The organism is Bifidobacterium bombi DSM 19703 (assembly GCF_000737845.1).
Classification (GTDB): domain Bacteria; phylum Actinomycetota; class Actinomycetes; order Actinomycetales; family Bifidobacteriaceae; genus Bifidobacterium; species Bifidobacterium bombi.
The window spans coordinates 1,350,799-1,364,335 of sequence record NZ_ATLK01000001.1; the positions used below are offsets into that span (position 1 = coordinate 1,350,799).

Sequence of the window (13,537 nt, forward strand, 5' to 3'; positions counted from 1 at the left end):
ACGATGGGATGGTTAACCCAACCGTGCCTCACTTACATCCAACAGACCGTCACCACCGGCAACAACACCGCAAGCCCGGCCATGCAATAAATAACCAAATGCTGGGGCCATAAAATAGGTCCGAACCAACCTTCGAACTTAAAAGAGTCTCAAGCACAGAGAATGGAGAATGAGCGGGGCAACGAATCTGCAAACATCAAACCAGCAGACGCTGCCGTAAACCACACCACGATTCTCTCCTTTCAACTAAAAGACATGAGCTAATATCACATCCTATCTCTTTTGTTATTAAACGCCCAACCCACGACTTACAGAGACCGATACAAAACTGAAAAACGCATATGAAAAAAGCGGAAACAGCTCACCAAAAAACCATCAGAAATACGTCTGCGCCTACCGCTGCCCGCATCGCTTTGCACCGCAAGCAGCAAACGCCTATGAAGATGCCTAAGTAATACGTTCACTGGCAGAACAAAACCCATAGTCTTTCAACTCACATTAATGGACCGCTCAACAAGCCTAATTACCGTTATTGCGTAACTCCTCGTGCGCCTGTGAGCCGACTTCCACGTCGCACAACCAGTTAAGCAGGATGGAAGCCATGACGTCAAGCTGCGAAACCGGCAGCTGTTCATCGGCCTTGTGGGCCAAGAGCGGGCTGCCCGCGCCAAAGTTGACGGCCGGCACCCCCAGTTGCGAGAAACGTGCCACATCGGTCCACCCAAGCTTCGCCTCGGGCTTGAGGCCGGTCTGCTCACTTACCAAGCGAGCCAATGAGGCGGCAAGGGGAGAGTCCATGCCGGGGCGAGCTGCGGGAGACTCGTCCTTCATCTCCACCCCGAAGCCCTGGAACAAACCTCCGGCAGCCACCATCTCTCCCCTGCCAAGGCATGGCATCGTGGACGCATCGTCAGCACGACCACCGAACATCAACACTTTCGCCTGCCCGATGGTTTTGTCCGGGGCGAAACGGTAGTTGACATGCACACGGCACTCGTCGGGAATCACATTAGTACCCGTGCCACCTGAAATCATCGTGGCGTTCAGGCCTTCGCGGTAAACCAGTCCATCTACCGTGACGTCGGTAGGGACAAACCGCTCAAGCCGCGCCAACACTTCCGCAGCATCGTGGATGGCGTTATGACCCATCCAGGCACGTGCGGAATGAGCCGCCACCCCATGCGTGACCACGTCGAAACGCATGGTGCCATTGCAACCGCCCTCAATGCCACAGGAAGTAGGCTCGCCAATGATGGCGAAATCGCCCTGAACCCAATCCGGATGAGCCTGCACGACCTTCCGCAAACCGTTCTTCGGCGCAGCCACCTCCTCATGGTCGTAAAAAACGAAAGTCAGGTCATAACGCGGACGCCGAACGCTTGCTTCACTAGTCCGTGCCGCGAGTGACGCGATATACGCAATATAAAGAAAGACCGCATCGGAAGCCTTCATGTCGGTGGCTCCCCTTCCCCACATCACCCGCTGGCCTGCACTTTCAGCGGCCACGTCCTCGCGGACACGCGGGTCGCTTGGTTCCAACCATACAGGAGGGAAATTCTCGATGACGGGTACAGTGTCGATGTGCCCCGCAAGAATCACGCGCTGAGGAAGGCCGAAGTTCGTGGAAGCGACGACCGTGTCACCAAGCCTGCGAAAGGTAAGGGACCTACCAGCTCCTCCATAACCCAAACCCCGCAAAAAACTTTCGATGGCATCAGCCAACTGAGTTTCGCAGTCACTGACCGAATACACACCCATGAGCTGCTCAAAGAGACCGACCAACGCCTGAGAACGCCCCACACCATCAGCAATGCTTAACATCATACATTCATGATACGTACACGCTTACACGTCTGCACCACAGTTTTCAACAACCAAGACAGGCTTCATGCCGACGAGGGCCAGACTCGGCGGGGATAGCCGATGACGCCGAGCCGGCATGTACAAGTACACCATTTGATTCGGCGGGTATGCCGCCGAATGAACGTCACCGTTATTCAACGATGATATCCACCTTATTGCTCTTGACTCGCGGGTGTTCCTTGAGGCTCAGCTGGGCTGTGTAACCACCACGGTCCACACGCGGCAATTTGGCGTCATCCTGACATGCTGTGCCCGTCTGGTCCGCGTTCCACGTCAGTTTGCGCTCGTCATGGTTCATGTCGGAAGTCCTGTACATTGCAAGCTTGCGCGGGTCGGTAGGGCACACATCGGAACGCCAGACCGTGTTAGAACCCGAGTAGATGCTCAAGACGCGGGACGCATCGGAACCATCGACTATGCAACCTTTGAAGCCTTTCTTGTACGAGGCTTCGTTATATCGGATAACTGCGGTGAATTCAACCGAACCGCCTACGGGAATCGTTGCATGGTTTGCTTTAAGGTCCAATTCCACCTCCTTAGCACCACAGTGCGGAAGGAGCTTTGCCTGCTCATCTGGAGCGGCTGGAGAATCAGTGTTGGAAGCTTTGCCAGGCTTTGCAGTGGGTTTTCCGGTTTTTGCGCCGGACTTGGCGTCGGATTGAGCGCCGGCCACCGAGGAGCCTCCCTGAGCGGAAGCGGAACCGTTCGCAGATCCACCACCGAACATGGACGTGCCGTGAACCAACCCATAGGCGCCGAACGCCACAAGCGCCAGCACAACGACCACCACCAGAACAACCATGATGCGGCGGCGAACGTAAATTCGATGCATATTCGACTTGTCACCCAAGGATTGAGCGGACGACTTGCTGGACGACCGACGCGGCGACCTTCCGGTGAACTTCGAGGAGTTGTGAGAGGGCTTACCACCCCGGGACGATTTGCTAGGCTTTTGAGACACCATGCCTTCCAGTCTAAACTGCGCAGAGGAATTTTCTGCGTGAGCCGGTGCTGTATCAACCACTCTGACAGGCGCTCAACCCCTTGACAGTTGCTCACGGCCTTGATACTTCCTCACCCCAACCGACAGTTGGCCATCTAACCCGACAGAGGCAGAGACGAAGGCCGCCCTGTAGGGCGTCGTGAATCATCATGGAACACAAATCTCACCGCCAACCGCCTTAGCATGGCAAACTACGGCACTCAGTTCGGCTCTAGAAAAACCAATTTGGTAGATTGAACACAGCTCGAACACTACACCAAACGCGAATCATCGCAACAGACTGAACGGGTGACACAATAAACTCAATGCAAATGAGCTAGGCAAGCCAAACACGGCTCGAACAGCGCAACCCAACGCAGCTTGCCACCATCCAACATAATGAGTTCACCGCAACTCAACGTGGCAGACTCAACGAACCATCCTGATATATCACTATCAAACCGTCCTCGTCCAAGGACGCGATGCAGGCATCGAGCTGCACCAAATCAGGCCAGAGCGCTTCCACGTCCTTACGCGAAAGACGCCCACCACCCAGTAAGCGAAGGGCCTCAAGCACCTTGCCCCTCACTTGGCGGTTGGTTCCCTTGAAATGCTGACGAGGACGGGTACGGCGTTCCCCCAAGTTCGGCAGACCGGCATCAAGGAACGCACACGAGTCCGCTATTGGGCATACCTTGCACATCGGGCTTTTTGCAGTGCAAACGAGAGCACCAAGTTCCATGACCGATTGATTCCACACCGCGCTTGGCTTGGTACGGCGGTAAATGCCGTTGGCATGCACATCGATGGCATCCTGGTCATTTACAGCCGGAACGGCCGAAACGGCGGGAACCGAAGTTCGGTCACCTTCGGCAAGGCGTGAGCCGGTCACCGTGCTGGCGAGCGCACTCGCCTTAGCTCCACTACCTGCATTACACTCATCGGGGTCAAATGGCAGCACCGACTCCGCCAAACCACGATCCACCTCCGTGGCAGCACCGCCGAACGATTCAGTGCCGAGGAAAACTCGCGTAAGCACACGGCGGATATTGGTGTCGAGCACCACGATACGACGGTTAAAAGCGAAACTCAGCACTGCACTGGCGGTGTAATCACCTATTCCAGGAAGCTTGAGAAGCTTATTGTAGTCGTCAGGCAATGAACCACCATATTGTTCGCTTACCTGGCGCGCGCATTCCTGAAGACGCAACGCGCGACGTGGGTACCCAAGCCTACCCCACGCCGTAATGACCTCTGCGGCACCGGCCCTGGCGAGCGTCTGGGCGCTGGGCCACATCTCCATCCATGCCAGCCAGTACGGCACAACACGACTCATTTGGGTCTGCTGACTCATTACCTCGGAAACCAGAACACCCCAAGGCGAGGTCCTGCCGAAACGCCACGGCAGATCGCGCGCGTTCTCATCCCACCACACGACCAATTTCTGTTGAACGTGGTGCGCGAGCGCCAGATCGATCGCGCCACCCTCAGAAACGGGTAGGCCTCGGACCGGGCTATGCTGATTATCGGTTTGACTCACAGCCCTATTGTGCCGAGAGCCATCGCCAAACAAGCATGATACGACGGAAAATCAGTCCATCGTGAACAAAAACGCAGACATGGATCATGCTCGTTCTGGCACGTTTCGCACGGAATTGTACTTCACATGGGGCTTTGCCTAGCATGGGTTTTTACCTCGCAAGGACACTCTTTCGAAGGAATTGTTCTGAATGGAAACCCATACCGAACCGTTCAGACCGGAACCGTTCTGACTGGAACCGTTCTGACTGAAACTGTTCCGACTGAAACTGTTCTGACCGGAACCGTTCCATATAGAGCCTTATAAAGCCCTGACTCTGCGCGGTACCATTTCTCCGAAACGGTTTTATGCGGGGTAGTCTCGTGCGACAAGCACGTCAGTAGCGGTCTGGGTGGCGCAACAGACTTGTGCAACCAGGCCCCACGAACACAGATGAAGAAACCGGAAATAGAGAACCGCTCCGGTTCAACCTACTGTGTCGGTTGACGGGGATAACTTTGAGCTATGAGTCAAGATGAGCAACCCAACGATATTGCGAACGACGCGACGGCCAAAGTTAGCGATATGTACGAATACGGATACCGCAAATCGAACTACGGGCCCGACGAACTCGTCACCGACGCACACGGCAACCCGATCTCCGTCACCGATGCCATGATGAGCGCGCACGAAGCAGCCACAACCACCACCGTAACACCGCACCTGTGCTACTACTCACCGCGCATTCCCGGGAACACAGGCTCCGCGATCCGCCTATGCGCCGTCACAGGCACCATACTGCACCTCATCGAACCCCTGGGCTTCAATCTGCGCGACACCAAACTACGGCGAGCAGGACTTGATTACCACGACATGGCCCATGTGGTGCTGCACCCGGACTTCGACGACCTCGTGCAATCGATGCCAAGCTCGCGCATCATCGCGTTCACCGCACACGCATCCAAAAACTACACCGAAGTGCAATACAGGCCGGACGACATACTTCTGTTCGGGCCGGAACCAGGGGACATCCCCGACCCAATGGACATCATGGGAGGACCTCATGTAGCCGAGCAGGTGCGGCTCCCCATGCGGCCGAGCCTACGCAGCCTGAACCTCACCAATTGCGCTTCCATCGCGATTTACGAAGCCTGGCGCCAGCTCGGCTTCAAAGGCGGTCAGTGATGGCAAGGCCATCGGACTGTGACCGCGGGCGGACATACGCTGACCCACACAAGCGCAAGACGGCGGAACGACACGATTGCACAACGACACCAGCCGTAACAATAGCGTTGGGTGACGAGTCGCAGTGGTATGAGGACATGCTTACGAAAAGGCACGGCACGACTACAACACAGACAGGCACGGGTCAATGACCACAATCATTGACCCGTCAGCCTACCAGCAGACCACTCAGTGAGTCTGGTCCAAACCCGGATACAACGGGAACTCCTGAGCTAGCTTGGTGACGCGTGCATGCAGGGCCTCCACATCCGCAGCCTTGCCCGCCGCCAACGCAGTGCCAATAACATCCGCAATCTCACGATATTGCGGCTCGCCAAAGCCGCGAGAAGCCAACGCCGCCGTACCGATACGGATACCGGAAGCAACTGAAGCCGGGCGCGGGTCGAACGGAACAGTGTTCCGATTCACCGTGATTCCACACTGTGCGAGCAAATCCTCACCCTGCTTGCCGTCCATCTCGCTATTGCGCAAATCGACCATGACAAGATGGACATCAGTACCGCCAGTAAGCAAGCTGATGCCCTGGGCCTTCACATCTTCGGCCTGCAAGCGCTCCGCCAAAATCTTCGCGCCATCCAACGTGCGTTGCATACGATCCTTGAATTCAGGCTTTGCTGCTACACCAAACGCCACTGCCTTGGCTGCTATGACATGCATCAGAGGGCCACCCTGCTGCCCTGGGAAAACCGCGGAATTCAGCTTCTTGGCATACTCCTCTTTAGCCAGAATGAAACCGGAACGCGGGCCGCCAAGGGTCTTATGCGCAGTGGAAGAAACCACATCGGCATAAGGGACGGGGCTGGGGTGGAGACCGGCAGCCACAAGACCGGCGAAGTGCGCCATATCTACCCAGAACTTCGCGCCGACCTCATCGGCAATCTCCTTCATGGCCTTGAAATCCTCAATGCGAGGGTAGGCGCTCCACCCACCGATGATTAGTTGCGGATGCACTTCCTTTGCTTTTTCACGAATAATATCCGGGTCGATGCGGAACGTCTCGGGATTGACACCATAAGATTCGGCATTGTAGAACTTGCCGGAAAAATTCATCTTCGTGCCATGAGTCAAGTGGCCGCCATGGTCCAAGGCAAGACCGAGCACGGTATCGCCGGGCTTGATAAGCGCCTGGTAAACGGCGGCATTGGCCTGGGCGCCCGAGTGGGGCTGCACGTTGGCATAGTCGGCGCCGTACAGGCTCCTGGCACGATTGCGAGCTATGGTCTCCACCTGATCGACCACCTCGCACCCGCCATAATAACGGTGGCCGGGGTAGCCCTCGGCGTACTTGTTCGTCAGCACGGAACCTTGCGCCTGCAACACCGCGCGAGTGACGAAGTTCTCGGAGGCGATCATCTCAAGCCCCTCCTGCTGACGTCGCAACTCGGCATCGAGCAGAGCGGCGATTTCGGGATCGGCCTGTGCGATCGGAGCATTGAACGCATCCGACGAGCACTGAGACAGAGCCGGATTGGACATTGTGCCTTGTGCTTCGGGATTATTCATGTTGATGCTCCTTGTTGATATTGACTGTACTGCCGTACGGGGCTGAGTAAACCGCACCGAAAACGTATGGCATGTCTGCAAAGATTAGCACAACCACGTCTTCAACAGAAACCCAGTGCCGTAATGTGAACATGTGAGGGTGAAACCGTCCAGGGTCATGCAGGTGCACCGTTGAGGAGTCGGCGAGGATGGCCACAACATACTGCTGCGTCGCCACCAGGGACACGGCTTGTGAATCGCCGCCTCTACGGCGAAGCTTCAGCCATCGACCACGGTGGCGGAGCTTCAGCGACGCCATCATCAGCAACGTCGGAACGCGAACCACGCCATCTCTAAATCGGCGGCCACGCTGGCATGGAAGACGACTGAATGCGGAACGAGCAACGCAAACAAGAAAGCGGCACAGCAAACGAACGGCACAGCAAACGAACGATGTGACTGAAAACAGGTCAGGCCAAGCCGAACACCCCTTATTAAGGCGCGGAACGGTCGGCATCAGTCCACGGACTCGCTCAAATCGACCTTCACAAAATGCCCAAACGACGCTCCACACAGGATTCGAGGGATTCAATGGTCACACCGTCGTAACCATCGACGGTCTCAAAACGCGGCCCCGCGGAAGTATCCGAAGGATTGAAGGCGGTTTGGGCGAGCGTGGTGGCGCCGCTCGCGGAAGCGGACTGCAAACCCGGGACGGAATCCTCAATGGCAACGCATCGCGCCATAGCGCGCGGGTCACTCTCAGCATCCACCCCGACCAGACGAGCCGCCGCCACATAAGAAGCCGGATCGGGCTTCTTTGGAAGGCCGTCCGAACCACTGACGCTTCCGACGAACGTGCCCTGGGGGGCTTGACTCAGAAGATTATCGGCCATTTCACGCGGTGAAGCCGTTACCAGCACCGAAGGTATCCCCGCATCCGCGAGCGCGGACAGCACCGGCAGGACGCCCGGAACCCAAGGCATCTGACGTTTCTCAGCCTCAAAAACATACTGAATGAGCATAGGCGTGATTTCATCGGCACTCAGCCGCGTACCATGCTCAACCATGCGCTGGGCCACGACAGGAACCGGTTTCCCAGTGCACTGCCAACCGAGTTCAGGGCTCCAATCACCACCATATTCACGCGAAATCTCCATCTCGCCTTGATGCCAAATAGGTTCGGAATCAATGAGCGTTCCGTCCATATCCCACAGTACTGCCTTGAGTAAGGCCATCTTCACCCGTCCCCTTTTTGGTTGATGCCATTCGATTCGTTCATGGACAGGGCCGAAAGATCCTCTCCGACTCCCATCTCCGACGCATCGGTACGGCATCATCATACCAATTTTAGGGAGAGAACGACGCCGGTCCCCATCAACAGCATCACGCCGGGCAGGAACGTGAGGACATTGGAAACGGCGCGGGAGCCGATCGACCGCCGTACCGAAGGCAAGCATACATGCCGCTCACCGGGGGCCTTATGCCCACGGATCAGCCATTCCTCAGAATCTACGGTTCGACAACGTTCTTGCAGAGCAGCAACTTAACGACCAACGCGTTCCAATGGCGGTTCCACCTGTCCAACAACAGCTTTGCGAGGTAACAACTTGAAGCCCAACCATGCACCAGGCACCGCCGACGAACCTTACCATCCCCGACGGAACAAGATCCTGCCACCTTGCCCGGCGAAGACACAGGCACGATTGGCTAGTCCAGGAAATCGTTCCACAGGGCGAGGGCGCGCCTTTGCACCAAGGAGTTGCCGGGCTTCCCTTCGGAAACGCCGTCTTCGGTGTCCGGATTGGCCGCATCGGGTCTGCGCGAGGGCAACTCACGGACTCGATGCGACATCTCGCGACGCCAGTGGCGGGCCTGCGTAGAACGCCGGACCTCGGTGATGTCCCCATCGGCATCGGCGGCGAACACACTGGGATTGCCACGCTCCTTGAGCCTCTTGATATCGCGGCGCAACTGACGGTTCTCTTCTTCAAGACGCAGAATGTACGCCACACCGGAAAGCGTCACGCCCTCATCCTGGCTGAGATGCTGGGCACGCACCAGACGCTCGATGTCACGCAGCGAATAACGGCGGGCGCCACCTTCCGTCCGCTGCGGCACGATAAGATTCAATCGATCATATTGGCGCAGCGTCTGCGGATGGATATCAGCCAATTGTGCGGCCAAGCCAACGCTGAACACGGGAAGGTCGATGTCGAAGCCTGCGTCGTCCGCGCCGTCGAGGTCCGCACGATGCTCCTCCAGGGCGATGGCGCACATGGCATATAACGTACGCATCTGTCGATCAACACTTGCCATCGCACTCACCCACCTTTCGTTCCAGAGCCTGACTCTTTCGTTTCTGCTGAATCCTTCGCCGTTGGCCCCGCCGCACCGCAGTCCGGTTCACGCGCGCGCGGCCGCTACTTCGTCCGTATACTCCGCGTTCTTCCTATCGAATTCCTTGGCCGCATGTTTGAGTTCCAGACCCGGCTTGGCGGGAACATGAATCTCGATGCGCGCAATCAGATCACCGCCGCGACCGGGCACGCCCCCACCGGAGACACGTACCTTCGTACCGCTTGATGAGCCGGCAGGAACCTTGATTCTAATCTCTTGACCGTCGAAATCTCGGGTAGAGACTTTGGCTCCCGCAACGGCTTCACCCACAGTGACCGGCAAAGGCATCACGAGGTCGTTGCCCTCCATTGAGAACTTCGCATCCGGAGTGACGGTGATGTTGAGGTACATGTCGCCGTTGGCACCGCCGTTCGTGCCGTGACGTCCCTTACCCGCGAGACGTATCTTCTGGCCGGTCTTCACACCGGCTGGAATATGGGTTTTGAAAGTTCTGCCATCCACCTTGAGCGAGACCGTGGAACCCTTGACCGCCTGCCGGAAGGTCAGCGTGATCTTGGAATTACGATCGGCACCGCGTTGGGGCGGCTCAGGCTCACGATATGGGCCGTTTCCTGCGCTGCCATACGGCGCGTCGGCTCCTTGACCCCCTGTAGCTCCGCTGAACATCGAAAAGATGTCGTTCATACCAGGGCCACCTGAGGTTTGGAAACGAATGTTACCCGGACCACCAGTTCCACCGCCGAACATCGAACCGAAGATGTCGGAGAACGCATCAGTGTTGAAACCGCTCTGCCCCGCACCTGAGCCACCTGCAAAACGTGCCCCGCCCATGCCGAACTGACGGATCGCATCGTACTTCTTACGCTCATCCGCGTTGCTCAATACGTCGTACGCCTCGGAGATGTCCTTAAACTTCTCTTCAGCCTCTTTGGTCTTGTTAAGATCCGGATGATACTTGCGCGCCAATTTACGGTACGCCTTAGTGATTTCAGAGGCCGTAGCGTCCTTCGAGACACCGAGCGTCTTATAAAAATCCTTACTCAACCATTCATTCTCAGCCATAAATTCACACCTTTCCTAGCTTTCCCAGCCTCACTCCCGCATCACACCACATTCACGACAGCGGGAAACACGACGGGTGCGGCCTCACATTACAGTGAGATTCCGCACCCGTCGTGAGTGAAACCCCACTAGGCCTTCGGGGAAACGACCACCACACGCGCGGCGCGAATCACACGGTCACCGATGCGATAACCGGCCTCGACCACCGTGTCAACGGTCTCCTTCGTGGCGCTCGGATCCGGCTTGTGCAGCACGGCCTCATGCTTGGTGGGGTCGAAATCCTCGCCTTTCTCACCGAATTTCTGTACATCGAACTTTTCGAAAGCCTTGTCGATCTTCGTTGCAACAGCGGCGAACGAATCGTCGAAGTCACCATGCTCACGGATGCGGTCGATGTCGTCAAGCGCAGGCAACAGCGCCGTAAGTACGTCGATGATGCCATGCTGGCGGAAACGCTCCTGCTCTTTGGCCGCACGATTGCGGAAGTTGACGAACTCGGCACGCTCTCGCTGGAGAGCGTCCAGATATTCCGCAGCCTCCTTCTTCGCTTGGCCGAGCGGAGTAAGGGTGTCGCCTTGCTGAGTACCGTCATCACGTTCGTCTCCTTGGTCTTGGCCTTTATCAGTGCCTGAACCTGTTGACGAACCACCTCTTGCTGAACCATCCTTTTGCGAAGGATCCTGGCTCGAAGCGCCATTCGACGCAACTTCGGCGGCACCCTGGTCGGATGCATTCTGACGTGCGGATTCCGAGTCGCCAGAATTCATAGGGGTATCCTCACTCCCTGCGGCCTGAGCGCTTTCATTGTTTTCCTTCGACACATTAGCCTCCTGATCTGCGGACCGCACGGACGGTTCATCGGAATCTTCGGCGGAGCCTTGCGACCCAGACCCGCTGGCACCGGAAGCACCGGTGCCAGCGGATTTGAGAATCGGGTCGTCGGGATCCGGCAGATCCTTCAGATAATCATCCTTGTCGAACCCGGACATGATTACTTGTTGTCCTTCTTGTCGTCATCATCATCAACGACCTCGGCATCAACAACATCATCGTCCGACGATGAGGTTGCACCGGCATCCGCACCAGTCGTGCCAGCGGTACCAGCGGCGGCGCCTTCGGCACCTTGCTGGGCATAGAGCGCCTGGCCGATCTTCTGCGAAGATTCGGTCAGCTTGGTCTGAGCAGCCTTGATCTTCTCGATGTCCTCACCCTTCAAGGCTTCCTTCAGGGCGTTCACATCGTCGGTGACTTCCTTGACCACGTCATCGGAAAGCTTATCCTTGTTGTCGTTCACCAACTTCTCGATCTGGTAAGCGAAGGACTCAGCCTGGTTACGGGTCTCAGCCTCCTCCTTACGCTTCTTGTCATCGGCCTCGTGTGCTTCGGCCTCCTTGATCATGCGGTCGATTTCATCCTTCGGCAGACCAGAGCCACCGGTGATGGTCATGGACTGTTCCTTGCCGGTGCCCTTGTCTTTGGCGCCGACATGCACAATGCCGTTGGCATCAATATCGAAGGTGACCTCAATCTGCGGGACGCCACGAGGGGCCGGAGCGATACCGGTCAGTTCGAAGGTCCCAAGCGGCTTGTTGTCGCGGGCAAACTCGCGTTCACCTTGATACACCTGAATCAACACGGAGGGCTGGTTGTCCTCCGCGGTTGAGAAGACCTCGCTGCGCTTGGTTGGAATGGCGGTGTTGCGATCGATGAGCTTGGTCATAATGCCGCCCTTGGTCTCGATGCCGAGCGAAAGCGGGGTGACGTCGATGAGCAGCACGTCCTTGCGGTCGCCCTTGATGACACCGGACTGCACGGCCGCGCCCACGGCGACGACCTCATCCGGGTTCACGGACTGGTTGGCCTCACGGCCACCGGTGAGTTCCTTCACCAGCTCCTTGACGGCAGGCATACGTGTGGACCCACCGACCAGAACCACATGATCGATGTCGGAGACCGAGATGTTCGCATCGTGCAACACATTGTTGAACGGCGTGCGGCAACGGTTAAGCAGGTCGGAGGTCATCTCCTCGAAGTGGGCACGTGTCAGCGTCTCATCGAGGTGCACCGGAGCTCCGTCAGGAGTCATAGCCAAGTACTGCATCGAAATCGAGGTCTCGGTGGAGCTGGAGAGCTCCTTTTTGGCCTGTTCAGCGGCTTCCTTGAGACGCTGCAGAGCGATGTTGTCCTTGGAAAGATCCACGCCGTACTTGTTCTTCACCTGGGAGACGAGCCAATCGATGATCTTCTGATCCCAATCATCGCCGCCCAGCCTGTTGTCGCCGTTCGTGGCCTGCACCTGAATGGTGGCGAAGCCGTCATCATCCTTGCCGATTTCAAGCAACGACACATCGAAGGTGCCGCCACCGAGGTCGAAGACCAAGATGCGCTCGTCCTCTTTGCCTTTCTCAAGGCCATAAGCCAGAGCTGCGGCAGTCGGCTCGTTGATAATACGCAGTACGTTCAAGCCGGCGATTTTACCTGCATCCTTAGTGGCCTGACGCTGCGCGTCATTGAAGTACGCAGGGCAGGTGATCACCGCATCGGTGACGGGCTCGCCCAAATATGCCTCGGCATCCCTCTTGAGCTTCATCAGGACCTGCGCGGAAATCTCCTGGGGGGTCCACTTCTTCCCGTCGATGTCAACAGTCCAATCGGTGCCCATATGACGCTTAACGGAACTGATGGTGCGATCCACATTGGTGACAGCCTGGCGCTTGGCCACCTCACCGACGAGCACTTCGCCGGACTTGCTGAACGCGACCACGCTCGGCGTGGTGCGAGCACCCTCGGCGTTGACAATGACGGTCGGCTCGCCGCCCTCAAGCGTCGCGATGCATGAATTGGTTGTACCAAGATCGATACCTACTGCACGTCCCATATCTATTCTCCTTACATTAGGTTTCATTACGTATGCCCGCTCAGGTTTTGTACTCTGCAAACACGCTACGACCGAACGTCTGCGGAGCGGCAGCCGGGTTCACATCCGTTTTGCTTTCCAAAACTTGAGCCTACACTACTCAACT

10 protein-coding genes are annotated in these 13,537 nt (G+C 57.1%); 1 reads left to right on the top strand and 9 read right to left on the bottom strand.

Going from position 1 to position 13,537, the window contains the following annotated elements; all coding sequences use genetic code 11:
• Nucleotides 1-519 precede the first annotated feature (519 nt).
• The 3 genes from dapE to BBOMB_RS05265 form a co-directional block, all read right to left on the bottom strand.
• The gene (gene dapE / locus BBOMB_RS05255; RefSeq protein ID WP_044087430.1) at nucleotides 520-1,824 is read right to left on the bottom strand and encodes a succinyl-diaminopimelate desuccinylase; all 1,305 of its coding nucleotides are present in this window, start codon (nucleotides 1,822-1,824) and stop codon (nucleotides 520-522) included.
• Between the two features lie 169 nt (nucleotides 1,825-1,993).
• Nucleotides 1,994-2,827, bottom strand: coding sequence for a hypothetical protein (locus tag BBOMB_RS05260; protein WP_156097136.1), 834 nt, complete (start codon nucleotides 2,825-2,827; stop codon nucleotides 1,994-1,996).
• Nucleotides 2,828-3,260: 433 nt separating this feature from the next.
• Nucleotides 3,261-4,316, bottom strand: coding sequence for an HhH-GPD family protein (locus BBOMB_RS05265; RefSeq protein ID WP_238549926.1), 1,056 nt, complete (start codon nucleotides 4,314-4,316; stop codon nucleotides 3,261-3,263).
• Nucleotides 4,317-4,889: 573 nt separating this feature from the next.
• Here BBOMB_RS05265 and BBOMB_RS05270 point away from each other — a divergent pair.
• Nucleotides 4,890-5,549, top strand: coding sequence for a tRNA (cytidine(34)-2'-O)-methyltransferase (locus tag BBOMB_RS05270; protein WP_081867311.1), 660 nt, complete (start codon nucleotides 4,890-4,892; stop codon nucleotides 5,547-5,549).
• 228 nt (nucleotides 5,550-5,777) lie between these two features.
• Here the strand turns inward: BBOMB_RS05270 and glyA are convergent, their stop codons facing one another.
• From glyA to dnaK, 6 genes are all read right to left on the bottom strand, one after another.
• Nucleotides 5,778-7,085: a serine hydroxymethyltransferase gene (gene glyA / locus BBOMB_RS05275; RefSeq protein WP_044087497.1), complete on the bottom strand. Its 1,308-nt coding sequence runs from the start codon at nucleotides 7,083-7,085 to the stop codon at nucleotides 5,778-5,780.
• A 551-nt stretch (nucleotides 7,086-7,636) separates the two neighbouring features.
• Nucleotides 7,637-8,329 carry an HAD family hydrolase gene (locus BBOMB_RS05285; RefSeq protein WP_152570138.1) on the bottom strand — a complete coding sequence of 231 codons (693 nt, stop codon included), beginning with the start codon at nucleotides 8,327-8,329 and terminating at the stop codon, nucleotides 7,637-7,639.
• A 472-nt stretch (nucleotides 8,330-8,801) separates the two neighbouring features.
• Complete coding sequence (locus tag BBOMB_RS05290) at nucleotides 8,802-9,410, bottom strand: heat shock protein transcriptional repressor HspR (protein ID WP_044087433.1); 609 nt, start codon at nucleotides 9,408-9,410, stop codon at nucleotides 8,802-8,804.
• A gap of 87 nt (nucleotides 9,411-9,497) precedes the next feature.
• A complete protein-coding gene (locus BBOMB_RS05295; RefSeq protein ID WP_044087434.1) occupies nucleotides 9,498-10,514 on the bottom strand; it encodes a DnaJ C-terminal domain-containing protein in 1,017 nt (338 codons plus the stop codon).
• Between the two features lie 128 nt (nucleotides 10,515-10,642).
• The gene (gene grpE, locus BBOMB_RS05300; RefSeq protein WP_044087435.1) at nucleotides 10,643-11,503 is read right to left on the bottom strand and encodes a nucleotide exchange factor GrpE; all 861 of its coding nucleotides are present in this window, start codon (nucleotides 11,501-11,503) and stop codon (nucleotides 10,643-10,645) included.
• Between the two features lie 2 nt (nucleotides 11,504-11,505).
• Nucleotides 11,506-13,392, bottom strand: coding sequence for a molecular chaperone DnaK (gene dnaK, locus BBOMB_RS05305; protein ID WP_044087436.1), 1,887 nt, complete (start codon nucleotides 13,390-13,392; stop codon nucleotides 11,506-11,508).
• Nucleotides 13,393-13,537 lie beyond the last annotated feature (145 nt).